This window comes from Polaromonas sp. (assembly GCF_035638815.1).
Classification (GTDB): Bacteria; Pseudomonadota; Gammaproteobacteria; order Burkholderiales; family Burkholderiaceae_C; genus Polaromonas.
The window spans coordinates 57174-83266 of the sequence record NZ_DASQZG010000015.1; the positions used below are offsets into that span (position 1 = coordinate 57174).

The 26093-nt window shown below is 59.4% G+C and carries 27 protein-coding genes; 10 read left to right on the forward strand and 17 right to left on the reverse strand.

The annotated features are described in order from the left end of the window. The first annotated feature begins 234 nt into the window (after positions 1-234). From VE934_RS10005 to VE934_RS10015, 3 genes are all read left to right on the forward strand, one after another. Positions 235-465: a hypothetical protein gene (locus VE934_RS10005; protein ID WP_324886966.1), complete on the forward strand. Its 231-nt coding sequence runs from the start codon at positions 235-237 to the stop codon at positions 463-465. Positions 466-561: 96 nt separating this feature from the next. Continuing rightward, on the forward strand, positions 562-1941 hold the full coding sequence (gene tadA, locus VE934_RS10010; protein ID WP_324886968.1) for a tRNA adenosine(34) deaminase TadA: 1380 nt from the start codon (positions 562-564) through the stop codon (positions 1939-1941). Positions 1942-1986: 45 nt separating this feature from the next. Continuing rightward, positions 1987-2937: an LD-carboxypeptidase gene (locus VE934_RS10015; protein ID WP_324886970.1), complete on the forward strand. Its 951-nt coding sequence runs from the start codon at positions 1987-1989 to the stop codon at positions 2935-2937. 57 nt (positions 2938-2994) lie between these two features. Here the strand turns inward: VE934_RS10015 and VE934_RS10020 are convergent, their stop codons facing one another. After that, positions 2995-3327 (reverse strand): hypothetical protein, encoded by a 333-nt coding sequence (locus tag VE934_RS10020; RefSeq protein ID WP_324886972.1) that lies wholly within the window; start codon positions 3325-3327, stop codon positions 2995-2997. 293 nt (positions 3328-3620) lie between these two features. Here VE934_RS10020 and VE934_RS10025 point away from each other — a divergent pair, with 293 nt between their 5' ends. Beyond that, positions 3621-5051, forward strand: a complete 1431-nt coding sequence (locus tag VE934_RS10025) for an aldehyde dehydrogenase family protein (RefSeq protein WP_324886974.1) — start codon at positions 3621-3623, stop codon at positions 5049-5051. 46 nt (positions 5052-5097) lie between these two features. Here VE934_RS10025 and VE934_RS10030 read toward each other — a convergent pair whose 3' ends face one another. Beyond that, complete coding sequence (locus VE934_RS10030) at positions 5098-7272, reverse strand: catalase (RefSeq protein ID WP_324886976.1); 2175 nt, start codon at positions 7270-7272, stop codon at positions 5098-5100. A 109-nt stretch (positions 7273-7381) separates the two neighbouring features. Next, positions 7382-7639: a hypothetical protein gene (locus VE934_RS10035; protein ID WP_324886978.1), complete on the reverse strand. Its 258-nt coding sequence runs from the start codon at positions 7637-7639 to the stop codon at positions 7382-7384. 356 nt (positions 7640-7995) lie between these two features. Between VE934_RS10035 and VE934_RS10040 the strand changes: the two genes are divergently transcribed. Next, positions 7996-8424 carry a response regulator gene (locus VE934_RS10040; protein ID WP_324887067.1) on the forward strand — a complete coding sequence of 143 codons (429 nt, stop codon included), beginning with the start codon at positions 7996-7998 and terminating at the stop codon, positions 8422-8424. Between the two features lie 544 nt (positions 8425-8968). Here the strand turns inward: VE934_RS10040 and VE934_RS10045 are convergent. After that, positions 8969-9862, reverse strand: a complete 894-nt coding sequence (locus tag VE934_RS10045) for a hypothetical protein (RefSeq protein ID WP_324886980.1) — start codon at positions 9860-9862, stop codon at positions 8969-8971. Positions 9863-10095: 233 nt separating this feature from the next. On the opposite strand from VE934_RS10045, the gene VE934_RS10050 reads away from it, so the two are divergent. Continuing rightward, on the forward strand, positions 10096-10419 hold the full coding sequence (locus tag VE934_RS10050) for a cytochrome C (protein WP_324886982.1): 324 nt from the start codon (positions 10096-10098) through the stop codon (positions 10417-10419). Positions 10420-10644: 225 nt separating this feature from the next. Here VE934_RS10050 and VE934_RS10055 read toward each other — a convergent pair whose 3' ends face one another. From VE934_RS10055 to mltG, 6 genes are all read right to left on the reverse strand, one after another. Next, positions 10645-11316 (reverse strand): ankyrin repeat domain-containing protein, encoded by a 672-nt coding sequence (locus tag VE934_RS10055; protein WP_324886984.1) that lies wholly within the window; start codon positions 11314-11316, stop codon positions 10645-10647. Further along, a complete protein-coding gene (locus VE934_RS10060; RefSeq protein WP_324886986.1) occupies positions 11313-12110 on the reverse strand; it encodes a TatD family hydrolase in 798 nt (265 codons plus the stop codon). The genes VE934_RS10055 and VE934_RS10060 overlap by 4 nt, the downstream gene beginning before the upstream one ends. A gap of 91 nt (positions 12111-12201) precedes the next feature. After that, complete coding sequence (locus VE934_RS10065) at positions 12202-12606, reverse strand: PilZ domain-containing protein (protein ID WP_324886988.1); 405 nt, start codon at positions 12604-12606, stop codon at positions 12202-12204. Positions 12607-12654: 48 nt separating this feature from the next. Further along, positions 12655-13716, reverse strand: a complete 1062-nt coding sequence (locus tag VE934_RS10070; protein ID WP_324886990.1) for a DNA polymerase III subunit delta' — start codon at positions 13714-13716, stop codon at positions 12655-12657. After that, complete coding sequence (tmk, locus tag VE934_RS10075; RefSeq protein ID WP_324886992.1) at positions 13713-14393, reverse strand: dTMP kinase; 681 nt, start codon at positions 14391-14393, stop codon at positions 13713-13715. The genes VE934_RS10070 and tmk overlap by 4 nt, the downstream gene beginning before the upstream one ends. Further along, a complete protein-coding gene (mltG, locus tag VE934_RS10080; RefSeq protein WP_324886994.1) occupies positions 14393-15400 on the reverse strand; it encodes an endolytic transglycosylase MltG in 1008 nt (335 codons plus the stop codon). The genes tmk and mltG overlap by 1 nt, the downstream gene beginning before the upstream one ends. A gap of 46 nt (positions 15401-15446) precedes the next feature. On the opposite strand from mltG, the gene VE934_RS10085 reads away from it, so the two are divergent. Together VE934_RS10085 and VE934_RS10090 are read left to right on the forward strand one after the other, a co-directional pair. Next, positions 15447-16400 carry a folate-binding protein gene (locus VE934_RS10085; protein WP_324886996.1) on the forward strand — a complete coding sequence of 318 codons (954 nt, stop codon included), beginning with the start codon at positions 15447-15449 and terminating at the stop codon, positions 16398-16400. 177 nt (positions 16401-16577) lie between these two features. Beyond that, positions 16578-17408 (forward strand): NRDE family protein, encoded by an 831-nt coding sequence (locus VE934_RS10090; RefSeq protein ID WP_324886998.1) that lies wholly within the window; start codon positions 16578-16580, stop codon positions 17406-17408. Between the two features lie 28 nt (positions 17409-17436). On the opposite strand, the gene VE934_RS10095 is transcribed toward VE934_RS10090, so the two are convergent. The 3 genes from VE934_RS10095 to VE934_RS10105 are packed head-to-tail and all read right to left on the reverse strand — an operon-like array spanning position 17437 to position 20132. After that, on the reverse strand, positions 17437-18294 hold the full coding sequence (locus VE934_RS10095; protein ID WP_324887000.1) for a YbgC/FadM family acyl-CoA thioesterase: 858 nt from the start codon (positions 18292-18294) through the stop codon (positions 17437-17439). Continuing rightward, positions 18291-19265: an alpha/beta hydrolase gene (locus VE934_RS10100; RefSeq protein ID WP_324887001.1), complete on the reverse strand. Its 975-nt coding sequence runs from the start codon at positions 19263-19265 to the stop codon at positions 18291-18293. The genes VE934_RS10095 and VE934_RS10100 overlap by 4 nt, the downstream gene beginning before the upstream one ends. Further along, positions 19266-20132 (reverse strand): fumarylacetoacetate hydrolase, encoded by an 867-nt coding sequence (locus tag VE934_RS10105; protein ID WP_324887003.1) that lies wholly within the window; start codon positions 20130-20132, stop codon positions 19266-19268. A gap of 87 nt (positions 20133-20219) precedes the next feature. Here VE934_RS10105 and VE934_RS10110 point away from each other — a divergent pair, with 87 nt between their 5' ends. Together VE934_RS10110 and VE934_RS10115 are read left to right on the forward strand one after the other, a co-directional pair. Beyond that, complete coding sequence (locus tag VE934_RS10110) at positions 20220-21356, forward strand: iron-containing alcohol dehydrogenase (RefSeq protein ID WP_324887005.1); 1137 nt, start codon at positions 20220-20222, stop codon at positions 21354-21356. Between the two features lie 21 nt (positions 21357-21377). Next, complete coding sequence (locus tag VE934_RS10115) at positions 21378-21650, forward strand: DUF2277 domain-containing protein (RefSeq protein WP_324887007.1); 273 nt, start codon at positions 21378-21380, stop codon at positions 21648-21650. Positions 21651-21660: 10 nt separating this feature from the next. On the opposite strand, the gene VE934_RS10120 is transcribed toward VE934_RS10115, so the two are convergent. The 4 genes from VE934_RS10120 to VE934_RS10135 form a co-directional block, all read right to left on the reverse strand. Continuing rightward, positions 21661-22803: a phospholipase gene (locus tag VE934_RS10120; RefSeq protein WP_324887009.1), complete on the reverse strand. Its 1143-nt coding sequence runs from the start codon at positions 22801-22803 to the stop codon at positions 21661-21663. Continuing rightward, the gene (locus VE934_RS10125; RefSeq protein WP_324887011.1) at positions 22800-23234 is read right to left on the reverse strand and encodes a type II toxin-antitoxin system VapC family toxin; all 435 of its coding nucleotides are present in this window, start codon (positions 23232-23234) and stop codon (positions 22800-22802) included. The genes VE934_RS10120 and VE934_RS10125 overlap by 4 nt, the downstream gene beginning before the upstream one ends. Next, a complete protein-coding gene (locus VE934_RS10130) occupies positions 23231-23536 on the reverse strand; it encodes a type II toxin-antitoxin system prevent-host-death family antitoxin (RefSeq protein WP_324887013.1) in 306 nt (101 codons plus the stop codon). The genes VE934_RS10125 and VE934_RS10130 overlap by 4 nt, the downstream gene beginning before the upstream one ends. 165 nt (positions 23537-23701) lie before the next feature. After that, entirely contained in the window at positions 23702-26053 is a 2352-nt protein-coding gene (locus VE934_RS10135; protein ID WP_324887069.1) for a Tex family protein, read from the reverse strand. Positions 26054-26093 lie beyond the last annotated feature (40 nt).

Below are 26093 nucleotides of genomic sequence, written 5' to 3' on the forward strand. Positions count from 1 at the left end.
TTGCCCTCAACGGGCAATGTGCAAGCGCGGGCCAGGGACAGCGACCAATGCCTCCTGCCCATTTCGTCGCATACTCACGCCATGTACCTTCCATCCCACTTCAAAGGCAACCGCGCCCAAGCCTCGGCGTTGATCGCACAACGCCCGTGTCAGTCTCATCGGCGGCGTTGGCCGGCTGGACGGATAGCCTTGGCATGAACGCTGGCGTTGCAAAGGAGAGCTGATATGCGCGCTATGTTGAGCATTGCCAGCCTGATGATCGTCCTTGCCATCGTGGCCGTACTGGCGAAAAAACAGCTGTCACCCACGACGGTAAAACCTGCATCGACCGATGGAGCAATGATCCTGCCGCCTCCTGCACCTGATACGACGCCGCAGCAGCAAAGCCAACAAATCCAGCAGCAAGTTCGCCAACAGCTGGACGCGACGATGCAGCGGGCCCGTCCCATGCCTGAAGACAAATGAAACTGGTTGCAGAACGCGTTTCGCCGCAAATATGAATGAAATATGCGTTTTGCCCAGTATTGACGGCGGCAGTTTGCTATCAAAACGGAAGCAGTGATGAGTGATGCTGACTTGATGCAACTGGCGCTGGCGCAAGCCGGGCAGGCTGCTGCTGCGGGAGAGGTGCCGGTTGGCGCCGTGGTGGTGCGACACGGGCAGGTGATTGCCACCGGGCGTAATGCTCCCATTGATGGGCACGACCCGACCGCACACGCCGAGATACAAGCGCTACGCGCAGCGGCCCAGGCCTTGGGTAATTACAGGCTCGACGATTGCGAACTGTTTGTCACACTGGAGCCCTGTGCCATGTGCGCTGGGGCCATGCTGCACGCGCGGCTCAAACGGGTGGTGTTCGGCGCCGCCGATCCCAAAACAGGCGCCGCGGGCTCGGTGGTGAATCTGTTTGCCAACAGCAGCCTGAACCATCAGACCGAACTGCAGGGCGGAGTGTTGGCTGGCGAATGCGTGGCCGTGCTTCAGGATTTTTTTCAGAAGCGGCGGGGCGACCAGCGTGACGCGGCGCGGGCCGCCCATCCCTTGCGGGACGATGCCCTGCGCACACCGGATCATGCCTTCGATGGATTGCCGGGCTACCCCTGGCAGCCAAACTACATTAGCGATTTGCCTTCGCTTGACGGTCTGCGCATGCACTATCTGGACGAAGGGGACGATGGGCGGCTCACCTATTTGTGCCTGCACGGCAACCCGGCCTGGAGCTACCTCTACCGAAAAATCATCCCCGTCTTTTTAGCCGCGGGTCATCGGGTGGTGGCGCCTGACCTGATTGGATTCGGCAAAAGCGATAAGCCGAAAAAGGACAGCTTCCACAACTTCACCATTCACAGGCAGCATCTGCGGGAACTGGTTGAACGGCTCGACTTGAAGAATGTTGTCCTTGTCGTGCAGGATTGGGGAGGCCTGCTAGGCCTGACCCTGCCCATGGCTGAGCCCCACCGCTACAAGGGTCTCCTTGTCATGAACACCACTCTCGCCACGGGAGACGTACCGCTGTCGGCGGGGTTCATTGCCTGGCGCGAGATGTGCGCGAAGAACCCGGAGTTTGACATTGCGCGCCTTTTTGCGCGCGGCAATTCGCAGATGAGCGCCGAAGAATGTGCCGCCTATGTCGCCCCGTTTCCCGGCAAAGGCCATCGCGCTGCACTGCGCGCATTCCCGGCCATGGTGCCGGAGTTTCACGATTCACCCGGCGCAGATCTGTCTCGCCAAGCGCGAGATTTCTGGCGCGAGCAGTGGCAAGGCCAGACCCTGATGGCTGTGGGTGAGCAAGACCCCGTGTTAGGGCCGACCGTGATGCGGAAGCTTCAAGCCATGATTCGCGGCTGCCCCGAGCCCTTGGTGTTGCCAGAGGCTGGTCATTTTGTGCAAGAGCATGGCGAAGAGATCGCACAGGCGGCGGTCCATTTTTTCAAGAGTTAATTTCCCATCCCCGGGGAGCCAGTGCGCAGTGGGATACTCCATCTCGTGAAAAAACATATCTACATCTACTCCCCCTCCAGCGCAGTTCGTGACAAAACGGCGTTCAAACGAGGTGTTTCGCGCCTCAACGCATTGGGCTACAGCGTCGAAGTGGATGAAGCCGCGCTGAGCAGCCACCAGCGCTTTGCGGGTGATGACGAGACGCGCTTGGCCGCGATCCACCGAGCCGCAGCAAGCGGTGCGGACCTTGCCCTGATTTCGCGCGGCGGGTACGGGCTGACGCGCATCCTTCCGGCCATCAACTACAAGGCCTTGGCCAAGGCAGCCGCCAAAGGTACCCGTTTTGTAGGCCTGAGCGATTTCACGGCCCTGCAAAACGCCTTGCTGGCCAAAACCGGAGCTGTCAGTTGGGCTGGGCCAGCCGTGGGCGAGGACTTCGGCGTCGAAGGCGAACCCGATGACATCATGGAAGCCTGTTTTGACGACCTGATCACAGGGCAGGGCGAGGGGACGGGCTGGCGTCTGCCCAAGGTTGCTATGAAAACAGGAGCTAATGGCGCCGGCGTTGCTGGGGTAGAGGCAGGTTTAACCGTTAAGAACGCCGTTTTGTGGGGCGGCAATCTGGCAGTGCTGTCCTCATTGGTGGGTACGCCCTATTTTCCAGCGGTAAAGGGCGGCATTTTGTTTTTGGAGGATGTGCATGAACATCCTTACCGGCTGGAGCGCATGTTGACGCAGCTATTGCACGCCGGCGTACTTGCCCGGCAAAAAGCAATTGTTTTGGGGCAATTCACCAACTACAAGCTGGTTCCTCACGACAAGGGCTACAAACTGGCAACGGTGGTTGCCTGGCTCCAGAGTCAAATCAAGGCGCCGATTCTGACGGGCCTGCCGTTTGGGCATGTGGCGACGAAAGTGGTGTTGCCGGTGGGGGCTCAGGTCACATTGGCCGTTGAAGACCGTGATGCGTTTTTACTGTGGGGCCACAGCCATTGATTGAGGGGGCGGGAAGAGGGCGAGGGAGTAAGTGCAGGAAAGCCGGACAGTAAAGGCCTAGACTGTCAGCGAACTGCGGCGTGAACCCAGACTGCCGGGGAGCAGGCCATCAAACATCTTGGTGATGCTGCTGACCTTTTGACGCGCGATGGTTTCGCCCTGCTTGGCAGAAATAACAGCCATCACATCACCTCTGGCGTACCACAGGCCTTGCGCGTCCTGAGCGTAGCGCACCCGCAGCGCGATCTTTGGGTAGTGCTTTTCACCAAATTCGCCCAGCTCGTCCAGCATCAGTTGGCGAATACCTTCCGTTCGGTTTTGCTTGGCAGCAGGAGTTACTTCGCCGCCGTTGAGCAAGCCAAGCAAACTGCTTTTTAAACTAGGTTTCATCCAACGCATAAGACTGAAGGCTTTCAATTCATGGTTTACAGCGAAGCATCCCGATCTGCTAGATTAGTGCAGAGCTCCCTCCCGCGCAAGATGCAATACGTGACGTGGTTAACGGAAAACAACAAATGAATCAACGTGTTAGTAACCAAATGTCAGGTTGTTTCTAACATTTCTGGCCGCTGTAATACTTTTGGTTTGTTCTTCGTAAGATTATTTCAACAATGTACCAATACCAAAAGTTGTGATGAAGTAACCGAAAAGAGTTTTGAATTTTCATTAAAGATACCCCCTCCATGACCAAATACCCGTCCCACTACATCAACGGCCAATGGGTCGCTGCAAGCTCACTAGACGAATTGCCGGTGCACGACTCCAGCACTGAAGAAATAATGGCGACCGTACCGGCTGGCACTTCCGCAGAGGCCGAAAACGCTGTACTGGCCGCGCGGGCAGCGTTTGATAGTTGGTCCAATTTACCCGTTGAGACGCGCGCAGCCTATCTGGACAAAGTTGCAGCGGGCCTGAAGGCGCGTACGGACGAAATGACACTGGCCATTGCGCGTGAAGTCGGCATGCCCGTGAAAATGGCGCGCGCCGTGCAGGTTGGCGGCCCGACATGGCACTGGGGAAACTTCGCCAAGGTAGCCCGCAACTTCGAGTGGGAGAAGAAAGTGGGCAACTCTCTTGTGGTTCGCGAACCCATTGGCGTGGTCGGTTGCATCACCCCCTGGAATTTCCCACTCAGTCAGATCACACTGAAAATCGCGCCGGCCCTGGCGGCTGGTTGCACCGTGGTGCTCAAGCCCAGCGAGATCGCTCCAGTCAACGCCATGATCCTGGCTGAAATCATCCACGAAGCGGGTCTGCCACCGGGTGTTTTTAATCTGGTTAACGGCCTGGGCCCGGTGGTGGGCGAGGTCTTGGCCACACATCCGGAAGTAGACATGGTGAGTTTTACCGGCTCCACTCGGGCCGGCAAACGGGTGGGCGAGTTGGCCAGCCAGTCGGTCAAGCGGGTCGCGCTGGAACTGGGCGGCAAGTCTGCCAGCATTATTCTGGAGGACGCTGATTTTGAAGCAGCCGTGAAGGGCACCATTTCCGCCTGCATGCTTAACAGCGGGCAGACTTGCTCGGCGCACACACGCATGTTGGTACCGGCAGGGCGCTATGACCAGGTCAAGACACTGGCTCAAGCGGCCATTGCAAAATTCAGCGTCGGCCCCAGCCTGGAAGAGGCCAGCAGGTTAGGCCCACTCGTCAGCGCCGATCAGCGCGACCGTGTGCTTGGCTTCATCCGGACCGGCATTGACGAAGGTGCTGAAGTGATCGCGGGGGGTGCAGAAGCGCCGCCCTTAGGCAAAGGCTACTTCGTGCAACCGACCGTTTTGGGGATCAAGGCCACCGACACATTGGCACAGGAAGAAATTTTTGGCCCGGTGCTGGTCGTCATTCCCTACAAGGATGAAGATGAGGCCGTGGCCATAGCCAACAACACAATTTACGGGCTGGGCGGTGGCGTCTGGAGCGCCACCGATGAACACGCCATCAAGGTGGCGCGCCGCCTGCGGACCGGACAGGTGGACATCAATGGCGGGCCGTTTAATGCCAACGCGCCGTTTGGCGGGTACAAACAATCGGGCAACGGCCGCGAAGCTGGGGTTTATGGATTTGAAGAGTTTCTGGAATTCAAGTCACTTCAGCTAAAACCCGCGGTGGCCGCCTGAGACAGGCGATCCGGCAATAGAAGCCGGATCGGGTCCGAGCTGGACGTCAGGCGGGTATGGCGTCCACGTTCAGGCGCTCCCAGTGCCGATGACAAGCGATCGCTGCGATGAGGGTCTGGGAGATTTGACCTTCAGGAGCCTTGCGGGCATCGGCAAGCAACACACCCACTGTGGGCTCCAGCACCTTGTCACCGTTGCCTTTGAGCGCAAATCCCAGCGTGGCCATCAGCTGGGTTCCATCGTCCAACGCACAGATGGACTTGCAATGTTTGTAGGCTTCCAACACAAAATGAACCGCATCGCCCAGCTGCGACAGCGCGGCTGCGCTGTCGGCGCCGCCCGGAATCACCACGGCGTCGAACATCAGGGAAGTGCTGGTAGCAAACGTCTGGTCAACGGCCAATTGCTTGCCGGATGAGGTCGTGACTGTTCCCAGCTGGGGGGCGATCAACTTGCACTGGGCGCCAGCTTCCTGCAGATCAAGTTGAAGACGTTTAAACGTCAACAGGTCAACCCCGTCAGCCACCAGAATGGCCACTTTTCGGGTTTTGATATCGGGTGCAGGGCGGCTCGTCATACTCAAGGCCGGGTCTTGTTCCACGGTGTTCGAAATTTTGTAGTCCCGAAACCCCAGTCGTCCGGCCGCAGCCTTGGCGTCCGGCGCATTGATTCCCAGACCGCTAGCAACCCGTGCCGCCAGTTTGGAGTCCACGTGGGCCAAATTATCGACCATGCGCTGGCGGATATCCGCAACTTCCACTCGCGACAACTCATACCGGAAGGCCGAGACAATGTGGTCCTTTTCCGAGGGGCTCTGGCTGTTCCAGAAAAGGGTGGCGTGCGAGAAGTGATCGTCAAACGAAGGACTGCGTCTGCGGATCTTGGGCGACTCCAGCTGCTCGGGATGAGACTGAAAGCCCTGCTCACCGCCGTCTACACGAAATTCCGATCCAGTCGCAAGCGTGTTGGGTTCGTAGGCAACGCGGCCTTTGTTGACGGTTTGGCGGTGCAAACCGTCGCGTTGAAAGTTGTGGAACGGGCAAACCGCTTTGTTGATTGGAATTTCGTGAAAATTCGCCCCGCCCAAACGGGAGAGTTGAGAGTCGGTGTACGAAAACAAACGTCCCTGCAATAAAGGATCGGCGCTGAAATCAATGCCGGGAACCAGGTGCCCGGGATTAAACGCGACCTGCTCGGTTTCTGCATAAAAATTGTCAGGGTTGCGGTTGAGCACCATCTTCCCGATGATCTGGACCGGCACTACCGACTCGGGAATGAGCTTGGTGGGGTCAAGAATGTCAAAACCCAGCTTGCCCTCCTTGCCTTCCTCTACAACCTGGACACCCAGCTCCCATTCCGGAAAATTGCCCGCATCGATTGCGTCCCAAAGATCGCGGCGGTGGAAGTCAGCGTCTTTGCCGGCGATCTTCTGCGCCTCATCCCACGCCAGGCTGTGCACCCCAAGCTTGGGCTTCCAGTGAAACTTCACAAAGTGGGCGTCGCCCCGGGAGTTGATGAAGCGAAAGGTGTTGACGCCAAAGCCCTCCATCATCCTGTAGCTGCGGGGAATGGTGCGGTCTGACATGGCCCACATCAGCATGTGCGTTGACTCGGGCATCAGAGAAGCAAAATCCCAGAATGTGTCATGCGCACTTGAGGCTTGCGGCATGTCGCTGTGCGGTTCGGGTTTCAGCGCATGGATCAGGTCGGGGAACTTGATCGCGTCCTGAACATAGAACACCGGGACGTTGCTTCCCACCAGGTCGTAGTTTCCCTGGTCTGTGTAAAACTTGACCGCAAAGCCGCGTACATCACGCACCGTGTCGGCCGATCCTCGCGAACCCGCCATCGTTGAAAAGCGCACAAACACGGGGGTCTCCACCTCAGGGTTTTGCAGAAAACCTGCGCTGGTGAACTGCGAAAAGGGCTTGTAAACCTTGAAGTAGCCATGGGCGCCCGTACCGCGCGCGTTCACAACGCGCTCGGCTGTCCGCTCGTGCGCAAAGTGGGTGAGCTTCTCACGCAGGATGAAGTCTTCAAGCAGGGTGGGTCCACGTGCGCCCGCCTTGAGCGAGTTGTGGTTATCGGCAATTTGCAAACCCTGGTTGGTGGTCAGCGTGGTTCCATTGTCGGAAGTGTTTGCCTGAAGCTGCTTTTGCTTTTCTGCAGATCCGGAAAGAGGTTTAACCGGGCTGGCTGTATTGCGCTTGGCTTGCGACATCTAAAGTCCTTGAAAGAGGCTGAAAGTAAAAAAGAAATGGAGGCCGATGGGTGATCGCCTCCGATGCGCTGACTAATGGCTGGCTAATGGGCTGGCTCCCGGCCAGCGCTTAGCTGGCTTCGCAGTCCAGCAGGCGCTCAAGTACTTTGACGATGGTGACAATGGAAACGACTGCCGCGATACCGACGACCAGCCAGCCCACCAGAACCTGAACCGGATCTGCCACACCGTCAGGCAAGAGGACCAGCAAGGCGGTCAAAGCGAGACACAGGGCAATCAGGACTGCCCACGCGCGAGGAAACGAATGACCATGCAAACGATGATCGACGTCGCTGGGTGTCGCGTGCGATGAAGTTGCAGTTGTCATGGTTTCTTCCCCGGTGTGTCAACGTTTTGAGAGGCGATACGAATACCTTACAAGCGCTTCGAAAAAACGGAGTAGCTTCCCAACGTCATAGGGTGTAAGGCCTCTCGCTTTCGGTTGTAAGACAGTTCTTACGGTTGAAAATGTCGGGGCCCCGGGTTGTCTATTTGGGGGGCGCGTTCGCGGAAACAGCTGCAGCTTGGCTTCTCACGTTACATTCGCAAACGGCTTTCTTCCTACAGACGTGCGCTCGGCTATCCCGCAGAAGGCTTATCACGCCATTCATAAAGTTGGAGGATCAAAACAGGTCACCAAGGGGCCACCAAGACCGGGTCAAAAACCAGGTCAAAGGAGCAACAATGAAAATGCGGGCTTATTTCATTGAGGACAACGAAACCATCCGGGAGCATCTCATCGATACTCTTGAGGGGCTTTCCTGTGTTCAACTGGTTGGTACCGCCGACACCGAAGAGGAGGGCGCCGACTGGCTCTCTCGCAACAGTTCTGATTGGGATTTGGCCATCGTCGATCTGTTCCTGAAACAGGGCACCGGTCTGGGCATCGTCAAGGCCTGTCGCTATCGCAACCCTGAGCAAAAAATGGTTGTTTTGAGCAATCATGTATCGCGTGAAATTCGGTCCCGTTGCGCGCAATTGGGGGTAGACGCTGTTTTCGACAAATCAACTGAGCTGGAGGCCCTGATGCAGTACTGCGTTTCCGCCTCCGAAAAACTGGAGCGGCCCGATGGGCGCGGCGCCGCCCTACCCAATCCTCGTTCCCTGCATTAAAACTGTTCGAAAGACTTCGTATGACTCTGCCTCCTGCTAATCCAGTTTCTCCACCGCTCGCCGCGGCACCGCGGCAATTGTCCGACGACGTATTGCAATCTGCAGAGGAGGCGGTCCTGGTTGATCCCGTTTCTGCAGAGGGGGTCCAGTTTCTGGGTAATCCCCCTGGGCTTGAGGGTGAACCCATCGCAGTGGCGCCTCGCCGACGTTCACTAGGGGAGTTTGTCGCCGCGCGACCAGGACAAGCCGCGTTGGCTGCTGCGGTGGCGGGAGGCGTTCTCGCCGGATTTCTCCGCCATCTTTGGTCGGGGCGGAAGGCAGCACGATGAAGCAACATTTTTCTACCGATCCTGAGCCGGGTGGCAGTGTCCCGCCTGAAATGCCTCCTCCTGTGATGCCGCCAGCCCCCGAGGCAACTCCTGAAATCGTGGAACTACCGCCGACCCAGCCGACGGAGCCCATCCGGGAACCGGGCAAAGTCGTGCCGGTTCAGGCAAGGTTTAGTTAGACCCATACAAAGAGCAGGTGGGTTCCGCGCCCCGGGTTATTTAGCGGCGCGCTGGTGCTCGGCGCGCTTCATGGTCAGGTAGGCGGCACGATCTACTTCACGTAATTGCCGCGGGTACTGCTCCGTGGCGTCAAACCAGTGCTGCAAGCGCCTGTCGAGCTGCTCGGCAGGTGAGGTCGTCATTGAGGCGAGATAGGCGTCGATGGCCAGGTAATAACGCATGGTATTGCGCTCAACTGCGCCGCGCATGCCATCGACATATTTCTTTTCGCCAGCATTTTCCGTCCGGGTGAAGCCCAACTTGCCGCTGCCAATTGTTGAGAGATACCCCTGCATGGCTATGCGTCCGGCCATGCCGTAGCCGTATGAATACTGCAGGTGCATGAAGGTTTTGCCTCCCGCGATCGGCGTGGCCTGGAGGTTAATCCTGTAGTTGTTTGTGCCCAAAGGACCCTTGTCGGCGTTCAACCGCACAGACATGTAATCTGGCGTCGCGGCTGCGGGCCTGAAATCAAAAGTCAGCGAATAAGCATCCTTGATTTCCTGAGGGGTTTTTTTGCCAACACTGACCTCCAGCTTTGAGGGTCCCACTTCATCGGCTGCGCGGCAGAACTTTGTGTTGAGGTGAAGCATGAGCACGTCACACCAGTTGGCCGGATTCTTGAAAGCGTCACTGACCGTGGCAAATGGGTAGTTGATGACAGCATAGGCATTGCCACTGACTGCATTGGAAGATTCTGTCGATTCAATAACCAGCGGTCTCTGAAACTCATTTCGCGCCAGTTGCGGGGCGAGGGCGGTGTACCTGGCTTGCAGGGCTGCATTGCCTGATTCACCATTGGCGGCCAGGGCACCCACGGAGCAGGAAGTCGCTGCGGCGAGCATGGTGGCGGCCACGAAAGATAAGGGTTTTCGCTTTGTTTTCTGCATGCCGACAGTTTGCCCGCAGCAACGGAGCGAGATTCCAATTTGCTGCCTTGTCCTACGAGAGTTGGGCCCGCAGGGGAAAGCGCCTGGCGCAGCCAACGGATGTCGGGGTATCGCCGTCCTTCCTCATCGGTGCGCGCGTCATGGCGGCGGTCTGTCAAGTCCGGTTGATTCATCTCAACTCCGCGCCACCGAAGGGTCACTAAACTGAATTCGTCTTTAAGCTGGATGCCATTTTGAAAACTGCCCTTGTTCCACTAATCGTCGTTCTTGCCTGCTCGGGTAATGCACTCGCAAGCGAAAAGCTTGCTGCAGAAAAACAATGTTTGCAGTGTCATGCCAAGGACCGGCATTTAATCGGACCCTCCTTTAACGCCATCAGGGATGTTTACAAGAGCGTGAAGCGACCTGAACAGCGTCTCATGGAGGTCATCAAAGGCGGAAGCAGCGCCAACCTTGGCCCCTATTGGGGGCACGTGAGGATGCCGGACGGCAGCGAGCGCCCGGCAATCACGGATGGAGAAGCGCGACAGTTGGCGCGCTGGATCCTCCGAGGATAGAGCCAGGCCGGTTACCGAATAAGAGCATCAGCTCGACCAATTTCTGCTTATGGGAAAGCCCCCGGCGATTTCCAGTTCGCTGACAGCTGTTAGCCATTCGCAGCGATGAGGAGGTCTGAGTTGATCAGAGGGGTCACTTGGCAATCCCAGCGACTGAGCGCCATATGTTAGTTAACATAATATACATCGTAGAAGATGATTCAAGAACCTGTTAGAGCGGGCTTTTCACCATTTACCCGTTGACCGGCTACGCCGTACGTACCCTGTAATCAGCTCTATCGAATCAGTCCGGCTGGCGCGTTGGGCAAACTGGATTGCAGTCAAACCTTGTTGGTTTTTGAGCGTGGCGTCTGCACCTGCTTCAAGAAGGAATTTGACGGCGGCTGCGTTGCTGTATTGCGCCGCCATCATCAAAGGCGTCGTTTTGTTGGGTGACTCCGCGTCGATGTAGGCGTGGTTCTCGAGCAGGAAGCTCATGATCTCAATATGGCCGCTGCTGGCGGCGTAATGCAGTGGCGTCCAGCCGGTTTTGTTGACGTCTGCGTCTTTTTTGACCAACTTGACCACAATGTCCTGATGACCCCGCAAGGCGGCGATCATCAAGGCACTTTCTCCTTTGGCGTTGAGTTTGTTCACGTCCGTTTTAGGCCAATCCGCCAGAACCTGGGCAGCCTTGAGTGATGGCTCCTGCAAAGCCAGGTACAGCCCATGCTGACCATCGGGGTTGAGGGTATTGGGATCAAAACCGCGCGCCAGGAGCTGGCTGATGCCTGATCCGTTGTCCCGTTTGATGTACTCGAAAAAATCCTCGTACGATCCTGCGCTAACTGAAATAAACCCAGTTAAAACAAATAGATATGCAGCTTTTCTAAAGTAATTTATGAAGATATTCTTCATGCCAAGACTCCCTTGAACAGACTTTCAAAGTTCCGATCCGATGCCTCAGCGATGGTTTCAACGGATGTCTCTTTGAGTTCAGCAATCTGCTTGGCCACGAATGGAACATACGAGGGATTGTTGGTTTTACCGCGGTACGGCACGGGCGCCAGATAGGGGCTGTCGGTTTCGATCAGGACGCGATCCATGGGTACAAAGCGCGCGACCTCCCGCAAATCTGCTGCATTTTTGAAGGTCAAGATACCCGAAAACGAGATGTAAAACCCCAAATCCAGCGCCGCCCTGGCCACGGCCAGGGTCTCGGTGAAACAGTGGAACACGCCGCCTGCCCTGCCCGGCTGCCCCATCCCCTCGCCCTCTTCTTTCAAAATGGCCAGTGTGTCCTCAGAGGCGCTTCGGGTATGAATCACCAGTGGCTTGCCAGTCTGTCGCGCCGCCCGGATGTGGACGCGGAAGCGCTCCCGCTGCCATTCCATGTCGGCCACGCTTCGCCCGTCCAGGCGGTAGTAGTCCAACCCGGTCTCGCCGATAGCCACCACTTTGGGCAGGGCCGCGCGGCTGAGCAAATCATCCAGGCTGGGCTCGGTGACTCCTTCGTTGTCCGGATGGACCCCCACGCTGCACCAGAAGTTGCTATAGGTGGTGGCAAGAGAGTGCACGGTTTCAAACTCTTCGAGCGTCGTGCAGATACACAGCGCACGGTCTACCTGGGCCTGCGCCATGGCCTCACGGATCTCGGGTAGACGTGCGTGGAGTTCAGGAAAGCTTAAGTGGCAATGGGAATCGGTGAACATGGAAAAACGAGGTAAATGCTGTGCTTGCCCAATAAAGACGGGCGAAGAAAGCTATAAAAACAATAGCGACCGGCGGCCGCCCCGAGGCAGGCTAGATCGTCTGCGTCGGCCGGTCGGACGCGAGATGGGCGCCCAGGATTTCTTCGATCTTGAGTTTAAGCAAGCGGGACTTTTCGTCCTTGGGAAAACGCACACCTACACCCTGCGTCCGGTTGCCTGCTGCGCGTGCCGGTGTAACCCAGGCAACCTTTCCGGCCACTGGATAACGCTGCGTGTCATCGGGCAGCGACAGCAGCACATACACGTCATCGCCCAGTTTGTAGTCGCGAGCCGACGGTATGAAAACGCCGCCTTCCGTGAACAAGGGAATGTAGGCGGCGTACAGCGCCGCCTTTTCCTTGATCGCCAGCTGAATGACGCTGGGCCGTACGGCATTCGAAGCGCTTGCGGTGGTGCCGAGGGCACCGGCCGCGGTGGCAGGAGGCGTTGTACTCATGGCGCTAGTTTATAGGCTTGCCCAGAGCGCTGTCTGCAGTAAAAACGATTATTTTGAATTCAGCGCGAGTTGCGCGCGGCTCACCAGCGCTTCCAGCATCAAGCCGGGGTTATAGGGATGCTCAACTGTGCGGGCAGTCGCGGCCAGCTCTTTGGACCAGGAACCGAGGGCCATGACACCCGGTGCTGCGCGCCCGCAGGGTAGATCTGCAGCCCGGAAGAACCGGGGTTGCGCCCCGACCTTGACGCTGAGCACGTCATGACAAAGTTTTTGCAGCGCATCTACCGCCTGGCTGGGCGTCCAGTCACTCAAGCCACTGACATCGCCGCGCGCCATGGCCTTGGGCAAGGCCTGCCAATGCTCAGCGGCTGCGCTGCTGGACCCGGCGCGAAGGCGGTCCAGTGCGTCTGCCGGCCTGCCACCCGCCGCGGCCAGCAAGGTATGAAGGTCGGCTGCGGTTGGAGCCACCCCGGCTTTGCCTTGCGGCGGGGCTTGTACGGTCAGCCATTCAAGGGCCTGCTCCTGCGCCGGCCAATGCATGGTGTGACCCTGGCAGCGGCTGCGAATGGTGGGCAGCAACTGATGCGCGGCCTCTGTCGCCAGAATGAATTTGACCGCGCCCGGCGGCTCTTCCAGCGTCTTGAGCAAGGTGTTGGCCGTGATGCCGTTCATGCGCTCGGCTGGATAAACCAGTACCACCTTGGTTGTCCCGCGCGAGCGGGTGAATTGCGTGAAGGACACCGCCTCCCGGGCTGCATCAACCTTGATCTCCTTGCTGGGCTTGCGTTTTTTGCTGTCCAGGTCGTCCTGTGTTTTTTCGTCCAGCGGCCAGCCCAGTGCAAGCGAAAGTGTCTCGGGCATCAGTGCACACAGGTCAGCATGGGTATGAACATCCACCGCGTGACAACTGCCGCAGTTGCCGCAGGCTCCCTCGGGCGTGAGTTGCTCGCAAAGCCAGGCTCGGGCCAACGCCAGCGCAAGATCAAACTGACCGAGGCCCGACGGGCCGCTGAGCAGCCAGGCATGTCCGCGCTGGATCAACAGGCTTTGCAACTGGGTTTGTAGCCACGGCGCAAGTGGTGGCAGTTGGACCACATCCTCTGCACTCACGGCAACCAGCCTTTATCCGCAAACACCTGGTAAACAGAGGCCCAAACGAGCTCCCGCGGGGGCGATGAGTCGATGCGCGCAAAACGCGAGGAGTCCCCCCGCATGCGGTCGGCATATCCCTCGACTACGCGGCGGAAAAATTCTACCGGCTGGGATTCAAATTTGTCCGGCACCCGTGCACCCACCAGGCGTTGCGCAGCCTCTTCGGGCGGCAGGTCGAACCAGACCGTCAAGTCTGGCTGGAGGATAGCCGCAGCCTCCCCCTTTTTACCCAGCTCTTGAAGAAAACCATTGCCCAGCCCTTGAATATCCTGGGCCCATAGCTCTAGTTTTGATAGCACTTCCAGGTCAAAGCCCCGGCCCCCGCCCTGGTAGGCAAAGGTGGCGTCGGTAAAACGATCACACAAAACCACCTCGCCACGGGCCAGCGCTGGGGCGATGACCGTCGTCAGGTGGTCGCGCCGTGCTGCAAAAATCAACAGCGCCTCCGTTAACGCGTCCATGCTGTCGTTCAGAATCAGGGCCCGCAGTTTTTCCGCAAGCGGCGTACCGCCGGGTTCGCGCGTGAGGGTGACGGTCCTGCCCCGCGCCTTGAAAGCCTCAGCAAGCGCGGCGATGTGGGTCGATTTGCCTGCGCCGTCTATGCCTTCGAAGCTGATGAACAGACCATTCATCATCACTTGTTTCTTTGGAACTTGTTAACCGCCCGGTTGTGCTCATCAAGAGTCACGCTGAACTGGCTGGTGCCGTCGCCACGCGCCACAAAATAAATCGCCTTGGTAGACGCGGGCTTGACTGCCGCCAGCAGGGCGGCTTTGCCGGGCATGGCAATAGGCGTGGGCGGCAGGCCGGCCCGGGTGTAGGTGTTGTAGGGCGTATCGGCCTGCAGGTCGCGCCGGCGCAGGTTGCCATCAAACTTCTCGCCCAAGCCGTAAATCACCGTGGGATCGGTTTGCAGCAGCATGCCCATGCGCAGGCGGTTGGTAAAGACGCCGCCAATCTCGGCCCTGTCGCTCGGTTTGCCGGTTTCTTTTTCAACAATGCTGGCCAGAACCAACGCCTCATCGGGCGTTTTGAGTGGCGTGTCGGGGGCGCGTTGAGCCCAGGCAGCCTCCAGCCGCTTGTCCATGGCCCTTGCCGCGCGTTTGAGCACGGCCAAGTCACTGGCCCCCTTGCTATAGGTATACGTGTCGGGGAAAAAACGGCCCTCGGGATGGACTCCGGGCTTGCCCAGCTGGGTCATGATGGCCTCGTGGCTCAGGCCCACCGAGTCCGGCTTGAGCGCCTCGGCTTTCTGGAGAGCGGCCAGCACCTGCCGGATGTTCCAGCCTTCAACAAAGGTGATGCTTTTCAGGCTTTCTTCGCCGCGCACCAGCATGCTGAGCAGTTTCCGAGGGGTGGTGCCAGGCGTTACTTCATAGCTGCCGGCCTTGAGCAGGCGCGCCTGACCCGACAGCCGGAACCACGCATACAAGAGAAGGGGCGGTACATCGACACCGCTGGCCACCGCATCCTCGGCGACACCCTGGGCGGATGTGCCCGGTTCGATTTCCAGATCCAGCACCTGGCTGCCGGGCGGAATCTTCAGGGCCAATGGTTCGTGCAACCACCAACCCCCGTATGCAAATACTGCGAGGCCGGCCACAAAGACCAAACCAAATAAACCCGTGAATAAGCGTCTCAAACCCTGCTACCTTCCGGAAAACGATAGGTCTATGATAATTCAGGGCATGTCTACCTCCCCCTCCCATTTGCCTCTGGTTTCCTCTTTTTCCGGCGTTGTGCCCATGACCCACATGGGCGTGATCCGTGTGGCGGGTGATGACGCCGCCACCTTTTTGCAGGGGCAACTGACTCAGGACGTCGCACAGTTGGGGCTGGCGGAAGCACGCCTGGCAGCTTTTTGCAACGCCAAAGGCCGCATGCAGGCCAGCTTTATTGTCTTTAAACGCAGCCAGCAAGACATCCTGCTGGTGTGCAGCCTGAGCATTCTGGCCACCACGCTCAAGCGCCTTTCCATGTTTGTGATGCGAGCAAAAGCAAAACTCAGCGATGCGAGTGCTGAGTTTTCCCTTTTTGGCGTCACCGGTGATGCTAATGAATCAGTAGCAGACATTTCCGGTGATCCCTGGGCGAAGGCCGATTTTGGTTCAGCACATCTCATCAGCCTGTACCCAGGCGCCGGTGTAGGGCGCGCCCTGTGGTGTGCCCCTGCCGGGACGGCAGCACCGGAAGGTACCGTCTTGCCGCTGGACGTGTGGCATTGGCTTAGCGTCCAGTCCGGCATTGCGATGATCACGCAGCCGATTTATGAGGCCTTCGTGCCGCAGATGCTCAACTACGAATCCGTGGGCGGCGTCAGCTTCAAAAAGGGGTGTTACCCGGGCCAGGAAATCGTAGCGCGCAGCCAGTTTCGGGGCACGCTCAAGCGCAGGGCCTATTTGGTCCATACCGAGGGAACTCCCGCCGTTGGGCAGGAAGTGTTTCACGCATCCGACGCCAGCCAGCCCTGCGGGCTGGTTGCTGCAAGCGCGCCGCATCCCGTCGGTGGTTTTGACGCGATCGTGTCCATGCAAACATCAGCCGCTGGCGATGCCGGGGCGGGCCAGCTGACTCTGGGCACCGCTGCGGGCGCGGCGTTAACGCTGCTCCCCCTGCCCTATCCCCTGCTCCAGGACATTTAAGCCGTGCGCTGCGCCGGGCCGCCCCAGGCAAGCCCAGCCCCCTCGGGGGGCAGCTTATTACACGCAGTGATAAGCGTGGGGGCGTCAATTCCCCGCGCCGAGCCGCCCCAAGCTAGCACAGACCCCTCGGGGGGCAGCGAACCACGCGCCCAGCGGGGAGCATGGGGGCCTCATTAGATGTGCCTCATCGCTTTTGCCATTGGGGCGTCTGACAAATGGCCGCTGGTTGTGGCCTCCAACCGCGACGAATTTTTGGATCGCCCTACCCTTCCGCTGGCCCGCTGGACCACCAGTGCAGGAAAGGAAGTGATTTCAGGACGCGACGAACGCGCCGGCGGCACCTGGCTCGGCCTGAGCCCGGGTGGCCGGGTGGCGATGCTGACCAATGTTCGGGAGCCTCAGCCTTCCAATGCAGAAAAGTCCCGCGGCGAACTGGTGATGCAGTGGCTTGAGGGAGAGTCAGACCTGGCCAGCTTTATGACCAAAACCGACGGAGCAGCCTATGGTCCGTGCAATCTGGTGTTGGGGAGGCTTGGGTCGGCCACATGGCACTGGCTCACCAATCGGGGCGAGTCGGCGGGATGGTCTTCGCAGGTTCTGGCGCCCGGTACCTATGGCTTGTCGAACGGTGCACTGGACGCACCGTGGCCTAAAACGCTTGCACTAAGACAGGCATTGCAAACGGTGCTTGCGGTTGATTCACAAGAAGAATTGGAAGATGGCCTGTGGGCGGCATTGATGAACGGCAGGCGGGCCGAGATAGACGATCTGCCTGACACCGGAGTTCCACTGGCACTGGAGCACGCGCTGTCCAGCGCGTTTGTAGAGTTTCCAGAGCATGGCTACGGCACACGCTGCAGTACTCTGGTCGTGGTTGAACGCCTAGAAAATGCTACGGGGAGTGTCACTCACCCGGTGTCAGTCAAAGAGCGGTCCCACACCCGGTCGGCTGCGGGGATTCAATTTCTGCAGACCAATGTTGGGCTGGGCTGGCCATATCCGACCTGAAGGGCTTGGCGCGTCGGGCCGCAAAGGCCTAGAGCTCCGACACCATGTCGATATGCGTGATGCCAGCCTCTACATAAGGCTCCCCTTCCGCCTGAAACCCGAGACGGTTGTAGAAAACCTCGGCGCTGCGTTGCGCATGCAAGCGAATCCCCGTGTCCCCTCGCTCCCTGGCGGCACCCATCAAGGCGTGCAAGACCTCTCGACCCAGGCCTGAACCGCGAAGTACGCGGGTGACGGCCATGCGGCCAATTTTTGCCCTGCCTGCAACGGCCTGCAGCAACCGGCCGGTGGCCACTGGCTGGCCCAGCCCGTTGTACGCCACCGCATGAAGGGAGGTGTTGTCGGCTTCGTCCGATTCAACTTCCGGCGGCACACCCTGCTCATGCACAAACACCTCTTTGCGCAGACGATCGGCGTCAACACCCAGCTCAGCCCAAGGCCCAAGCTTGACCGTGACCATCGCCTCGCCAGCTTCAAAGCCCGTGAGGATGCGGCGTAACTCCGGCGGCACCGGTTTCGAGGTCTGGGTGGCCGGGTCGGCAAACACATAAACCAGCTCGCCGGTGATCAGCAACTGATCGCCGCGGAAAATCGCGCCGGTGAATGACATTGACGAAGTGCCAATTCGCGCGCATTTCATGGCAACGTCCAGCTGGTCGTCATAACGAGCGGAAGCGTGAAACTCGATTGTGGCCTTCTTGACATACAGCTCGCCACCCAGCAGTTCAAACGATTCCTCATAGGGAAGCGCAAGTGCGCGCCAGTAATCGGTCACGGCCGTGTCAAAGTACATCAGGTAGTGCGCGTTGAACACGATCTTTTGCATGTCCACCTCGGCCCAGCGAACACGGAGGGGATGAAAAAAGCGGAAATCCTGTCGAGTCATGGGTGAGAGTCTTTATCAAAGGCCTTGCGAATGGCCCGTGCAGCGTCGGCAACGGCCTGCCTGGCTTCTGGAATGATGCGGCCCATTTTGATGAACTCGTGGGTCACGCCGCGGTAAATTTCGAGATCAACCGCCACCCCTGCGGCCCGTAGTTTATCGGCATACAGCACGCCTTCATCTACCAGCGGATCACACTCGGCCAAACCAAGCCATGCAGGGGCCACGCCGTCCACATCCGGCGCGTTGAGGGGAGAGAACCGCCAGTCATCGCGGTCTGCTGGGGTGCGCAGGTATTGCCCAAAAAAGTAGCGCATGTGCTCAACCTCCAGCACAAAGCCTTTTGCAAAGAGCTGGTGCGAAACTGAGTCCTGACGCGCCGCGCAGCCGGGGTAAAACAGCAGCTGTAATTCGAGTGGAAGAGCCGCATCGCGGGCTTGCACAGCGCAGGCCGCAGCCAGCGTGCCGCCCGCGCTGTCACCGCCAATGGCAAGGCGCGTGCCGTCCAGCCCTTTTTCATCGGCATGAAAAGACAGCCATGCCAAAGCGTCCCATGCGTCATTGGCGGCGATGGGAAACTTGTGTTCAGGCGCCAGACGATAGTCCACTGAAATCACGCTACAACCGGCTTGCTGGCTCAGCTGGCGACACAAAATGTCGTGCGACGCTACGCTGCCGATGGTGAAGCCGCCGCCATGGAAATACAGCAAAACCGGTAAACAGGCGTGGGAAGGCGCGTACAGGCGCAGCGGCAAATCGTAGCCATCACGCGTGGCAATGGTGAAGTTTTCGACGCGGGCCAATGGCGGCGTGGACACCTCAAGAACATTGGCGCCCGCTTCGTAAGCAGCGCGAGCCTGCTGTGCGCTCAAGGTATGAATAGGCGCGTGTCCCGCACGCACCATGCGGGCGAGCACGTCACGCATGGCTGGCGTCAGCAGGCGCCGCGGGTCCTTCAGGTTGGTAGCGTGCATTTATTTGAAGGTCACAGATACTGGCTGGGCGCCCGGCAAGCCGCGGTAAGTAGCGGTGGCTTTCAAGCCCGCTTTGGGCGGCAGCAAGGGCGAAAAGGACCCCAGACTGATCAAATCTCCGGGCTTCATCGCAAGGCCCTCTTTCCCCAGCGCCCCGGCAAGCCAAACGACGGCATTGAGTGGGTGCTCCAGAATGTCACTGCCCTTGCCCCGGCCCAACTCTGCGCCGCTTTCGTCGGCAAGCACCACGTTCATGTCGCGCAGCGCATCCAGCATGGCGTAGCGCTCAGCGCGCGTGGCGGGCACGGCCAGCGGCACGCCAGCCACACCCAGCCGCGCCCCTACGTTAATGGCGCTGACCGCTGCGCCATTGAGCTTGGGCGGCGCCTGCACCACCAGATCGGGTAGCTCCATGAAGGGGATCACCTGGTCAATCGCCCTGAGCACATCCATGGGCGTTTTGGCCTGGTTGATGGCCGGGCTTTTGACGCGAACCAGCATGTCAGCCTCAAACAAGGGCCGCGCACCAAAGGCCGCGTCCACCGTCGCTCCGTTGGCCAGCACCATACCCTCGTACAACTTTCCCCACACGGGTTCGTCGGCATTAAAGCGTTTTTGCACGGCCGGATTTGTCAAGCCTGCCTTGTAGCCAATCACTTTGCCCAAGCGCTTTTCGAGCAAGCCATTGAGCTTGGCCCGGCTGCAGGCGCCATCGGCCGCGCTAAGCCCTTCAGGTGTGGCGGCAGGTGTTTTGGCCGCCATGTTGGCTGCCATCTCATTCACCTCTGCATCACTCAGGCAGGCGGCGCCAACGTGCAAGGTGCTTATCACCAAGGCGACCAGGGTCAGGGTTTGCTTGCAATTCATTGCGTCTCCAGCCATTAAAGTTGAGGGTGGTACTGTTTATTGTTTTCAGATCCGAGCTCATCGTACAACGCGAAAGATTGCAAAACCATGGCCTTCATTTACTACGTGACACAGATTCAGTTTGACTACGGCGCGGTCAAGCTGCTCAAGCAGGAATGCGAGCGCGTTGGCATCACCCGCCCGCTCATCGTGACTGATGCTGGCGTCAAAGCGGCAGGCGTGCTGCAAAAAGCGCTGGACGCCCTGCCCGGCATGACAGTGGCAGTGTTTGACCAGACACCATCCAACCCAACCGAAGCGGCAGTCCTTGCCGCCGCTGCGATGTACAAGGCCAGCGGTTGCGACGGCCTGATCGCCGTCGGCGGCGGGTCGGCGATTGATTGCGCCAAGGGTGTGGCGATCGCGGCTACCCATGAAGGCTCCCTCACCACTTACGCCACTATCGAAGGCGGGTCGCTGAAAATCACAGACCGGGCCGCACCGCTGATTGCTGTGCCCACGACCAGCGGCACCGGCAGCGAGGTGGCGCGCGGCGCCATCATCATCGTGGACGACCACCGCAAGCTGGGCTTTCACTCCTGGCATCTTGTGCCCAAAACCGCCATCTGCGACCCCGAACTCACCCTGGGCCTGCCTTCCAAGCTGACTGCCGCTACCGGCATGGACGCCATTGCGCACTGCATGGAAACCTTCATGGCGCCCGCATTCAACCCGCCTGCCGACGGCATTGGCCTGGACGGCCTGCAGCGCGGCTGGGCACACATCGAACGTGCCACCCGCGACGGCAGCGACCGCGAGGCGCGCTTCAACATGATGAGCGCATCCATGCAGGGCGCCATGGCTTTTCAGAAAGGCTTGGGCTGCGTGCATTCGCTGAGCCACAGCCTGGGCGGCGTAGACCCGCGCCTGCACCACGGCACGCTGAACGCCATGTTTTTGCCGGCGGTGGTCAGCTTCAATACGAGCGCCGAATCCATGCAAAAAGAAAACCGCCTGAACCGCATGGCGCAAGCCATGGGCCTGACATCAGGCAGCGACATCCCGGAAGCCATCAAGGACATGAACGCCCGCCTGGGCTTGCCCGCAGGCCTGGCCGCCATGGGTGTGCAACGCGAACAGTTCAGCAAAATCATCGCTGGTGCGATGGCTGATCATTGTCACAAGACCAATCCGCGAATTGCTACGGCTGGTGAATACGAAGAGATGCTCTCATCGTCGCTTTAACGCGGCACAACTGGAGGCAGCATGTGCAGAAACATCAAAACCCTGTTCAACTTTGAACCACCCGCCACCGAGCTTGAAATACGCGATGCCTCGCTTCAGTTCGTCAGAAAGCTCAGCGGCTTCAATGTGCCGTCAAAGGCCAACGAGGCCGCGTTTAATCAGGCGGTTGAAGATGTGGCCGTTGCGGCCCGGAAAATGATCAGGTCACTGGTGACAACGGCCGACCCGCGTGACCGGGAAGTAGAAGCCGGCCGGGCGCGAGCCAGGTCAGAGGCCAGATTCGGCACCCGCTGAACCATCTCATTCAAAGCGCCTCTATTCGCCCCATTTCAGGCTTGCCCAGCCACTCCTGAAACTCATCCGCCAGCCGGCGGCTTGCTGCCACGGCTTTAGTCCAGACTGTCATCCTTCCCTGCGGGTCGGCGGCGTAGCGAACGAAGTCGTTTCGATCTGGTAGCTTGCTGTTGGGCAGCGATTTGATCCACGCCGGGTCCGGTGCCAGCAGCACGGTGCTGTCCAGAAACGGCGTGGAACCGTGGCGCCACTTCAGGCTTTTATCAAGCCAGCCGGGCACCACGGCTTTCTGGAAGTGGGGATACAGCACCAGGCCCTGCTTGGCAGTACTTTGTGAAGCAAATGTGCCATCGGCCCTTATTCCACTTGCGCCAGCCGCTATCAATTCAGAAGCATAGTCCAGATGCAGGTGGTAGTCAGTGATGCCGCCGTCCCAGTATGCGCCGGGTGGCGCGCCGGGGATGTTGTGCACCGCTTTGAGCAGAAAGGGGATGGAGCAACTGGCTTGCAGCGCGGGGTTGAAGTTGGCCTCGGTCAGTGGCAACTGCCGAGTGCGGTAATCGCCAGTGGCAAATGGCAAGGCGGCGTCCTGGCTCGAAAACACCACGCGCTCCAGCCAAGCACCCATGGCTTTGCGGTGCAGGGCGTTGGTGACAAACGCCCCCAGATAACCCAGTGGCGTTGCCACACCGTTTTCACGACGCATCACATGGCGCCCTCGTGAAGTCACGATATGCAGGCGGTAGCGCGGGTGCTGCAGCACCTGGTTGATGCGGCCGCCGTAAAAATCTATCAGACTCTGGCCGAACTGTTCACTGACGATCTGGGCCGAGGGCAGTTTTTTGCCGGGCGCTGCCGTGATGTACTGCTGGATGTAATCGTCTTCCAGCTTCTGGAAGGCTGTAACGGGGTCGTCCAGACAAGCCGTTGCCATGCGCCAGGCGCCGATGGATGCGCCGACGAGGTGAATTTCCTGCTGACTGGCTGTCAGCCAGTTGCCAAAGATAAAACGGTCCAGCGGCCCGAGCACCAAACCCTTGGGGCCACCCGCAGCGCCCGGCACCACCCGCACATCCTGCGGGTTGAGGCCGTGCTGTTCAATGTGCCGGCGCGCTTTGGGGCCGGCGTAAATGCGAAGGACTTTGGCGCTCATGTCGCCAGCGCCCACGGGTTGAACACCTGCGGATAGCGCGCAAAGTCCGCCACGTTGCGTGTGACCACAGTCAGGCCGTGACATTGGGCGGTAGCCAGCAGCAAACCGTCCAGGGGCGAGACCGGCTGCCCTTCCAGCTCGGCCTGCGCGGACTGCTGCGCCCAGACGCGCCAAACGGCCGCGTCCACAGGCAAGGTGCGCGCGGCAAAGCGATCCGTCAGCTTGCCCAGCCATTCGGTCAGGTGCGAGGCGCGCGCGGCGCCGGGCTCTTTGGCCGCAAGCTTGAAAATGCCCTTTTCAATTTCGGCCAGGCTCAGGGCGCTGATAAACAGGCCGGACTCGGTCTGCGCGTCCAGCCAGGCGATGACACCCGCGTGCGGTTCGCGTTTGGCGTACTCTGACAGCACGCAGGTGTCGAGCAAGGCGTTCACAAGCGCAGCTCACGCGCCAAGTTGATCGTGCGATTGCGCTCGAACAGCGCTTCGTCGGCAGCGTCCAGTTCAGGACAGCGCAGCGCCTCCGAAAGGCTTTGCGCCGGCGCCGCAACCGCCACCAGCCGCTCATAAGTTTCGGGTGACAAAACAACGGCGGCTGGCACGCCATGCACCGTGACGACCTGGGCCGGGCCAATGGCTGCGGCTTTAACGACGGCGCTGAAGCGGTTTTTGGCTTCCTGAAGCTGCCACTGTGGAAGTTGGATATCGGTGATCTTGCGTGTAGGGGATGCTTGCATGGGGGACCTCCAGCGTTAAATTATGGCTAGACCGTCTAGATTATAGACTTTTCCGATTTCAATACACGCCAAGATTCGGCGCCTCATCCGCTATTCTATTGATAGCTGTTTGCTCAGCCCCATCAAGGGCGAGCGGCATATCTGGCGCTTGCATTTCGCGACCCACTATTTCTTGAGCCCCGCCAGCTTGCTGAAGGCCGATCCCATGGCCGTTGATGTGGCCGGTTCCGGCGCCCGTCCATGTCCACTGTAGGCACCACTGCGGTTTTGCCCCTGGCCGGGTCGTGCGCCTTCAAAGCGGTTGTCGCGCGGGGCGTCGCGTCTGCCTGGTGCGGCGTCCAGCTTCATGGTCAGGCCAATGCGCTTGCGCGCCACGTCCACCTCTGTGACACGCACGGTGACGATGTCCCCGGTTTTAACCACTTCACGCGCATCGTTGACAAACTTGTTGGCGAGCTGGCTCACATGCACCAGGCCGTCCTGGTGCACACCAATGTCGATGAAGGCGCCAAAGGCGGCGACGTTGCTCACCGTGCCTTCCAGCGTCATGCCTTCTTTCAGGTCCTTGATGTCTTCCACGCCGTCGTTGAAGCGCGCAACCTTGAAGTCAGGGCGCGGGTCGCGACCCGGCTTTTCCAGCTCGGCAATGATGTCTTTCACCGTGATCACGCCAAACTGCTCATTGGCAAACAGCTCGGGTTTGAGCGTCTTGAGCATCTCGGCGCGGCCCATCAGCTCGGCCACCGGTTTACCGGTGTGTGCCATGATTTTTTCGACCACCGGGTAGGTTTCGGGGTGCACGCCCGTCATGTCAAGCGGGTTGCTGCTGGCATGCAGGCGTAAAAAGCCGGCGCTCTGCTCGAAGGTCTTGGCGCCCAGGCCGGTGACTTTCAGTAAATCGGCCCGACTGGCAAAAGCACCATTGGCGTCACGCCAGCGCACCACCGCCTTGGCAACGGTCTGGCTCAGGCCAGACACCCGCGCCAGCAGCGGCACGCTGGCTGTATTGAGGTCCACCCCCACGCTGTTGACGCAGTCCTCCACCACGGTGTCCAGGCTGCGCGCCAGGTCGCTCTGGTTCACATCGTGCTGGTACTGGCCCACGCCTATCGACTTGGGGTCAATCTTGACCAGCTCGGCCAACGGGTCCTGCAGACGCCGCGCAATACTGGCTGCACCGCGCAGGCTCACGTCCACGTCGGGCATTTCCTGGCTGGCAAATTCGCTGGCCGAATACACCGAGGCGCCAGCTTCGCTGACCACTATGCGTTGCATACCGTCTATGCGTTTCATCAAATCGGCGGCCAGCTTGTCGGTCTCGCGACTGGCTGTGCCGTTGCCAATGGCAATGAGGTTGACACCATGTTTTTCGCAGAGTTTGGCCAGGGTATGGAGAGAACCGTCCCAGTCTTTACGCGGCTCGTGCGGGTAAATGGTGGAGGTCTCAACCAGCTTGCCGGTGGCGTCCACCACGGCGACTTTCACGCCGGTGCGTATGCCGGGATCCAGGCCCATCACCACGCGCGGGCCGGCTGGTGCGGCCAACAACAGATCACGTAAGTTGTCGGCAAATACCTTAATGGCGACTTTCTCAGCCTCTTCGCGCAGGCGGCTGAACAGGTCACGCTCTATCGACAGGCTGAGCTTGACGCGCCAGGTCCAGGCGACGCATTTGCGCAGCAAGTCGTCGGCCGCCCTTCCCTTGTGGCTCCAGCCCAGGTGCAAGGCAATCTTGCCTTCCGCAATGCTCGGCTGCCCAGCCTCCGGCGGCACGGGCAACATCAACTTCGCATCCAGAATTTCAAGCCCGCGACCGCGGAACACGGCAAGCGCCCGGTGCGACGGCACGCGGCCTATCGGCTCGTCATAGTCAAAGTAGTCGCGAAACTTGGCGTGGTCGGGATTGTTCTCATCCTTGCCCGCGACCAATTTGGAAGAAAACAGACCTTCGTTCCACAGCCACTGCCGCAGGCCCTGCAGCAACGCGGCATCTTCAGCCCAGCGCTCACTCAAGATATCGCGCACGCCATCGAGCACCGCTTGAACGGTGGTGAAGTCGTCGCCGTTCTCTGTCTTTTCGGCCTTCAAAAAGGCCACGGCTTCGTCTGCGGGAACCAGGGTCGGGTCGGCAAACAGTTTGTCGGCCAGCGGCTCGATGCCAGCCTCGCGCGCCATCTGGCCTTTGGTTCGGCGCTTTTGCTTGAAGGGCAGGTACAGGTCTTCCAGTTCCTGTTTGGTCGGCGCGGCCTCAATGGCGGCGCGCAGCTCGGGCGTGAGCTTGCCCTGCTCTTCAATGCTTTTGAGTACAGCTTCACGCCGCTCCTGCAACTCGCGCAGGTAGCCAAGGCGAAACTCCAGCTCGCGCAGCTGAATGTCGTCCAGACCACCGGTCACCTCCTTGCGGTAACGGGCAATAAAAGGCACGGTGGCCCCGCCGTCCAGCAGCTCAACCGCTGTTTTGACTTGATGTTCCTGGACTTTGATTTCTGCCGCAATCTGGCGGATGATTTTTTGCATGTATTCCTGAAATTTCGCTGATGCGGTGAGTGATGCGGTG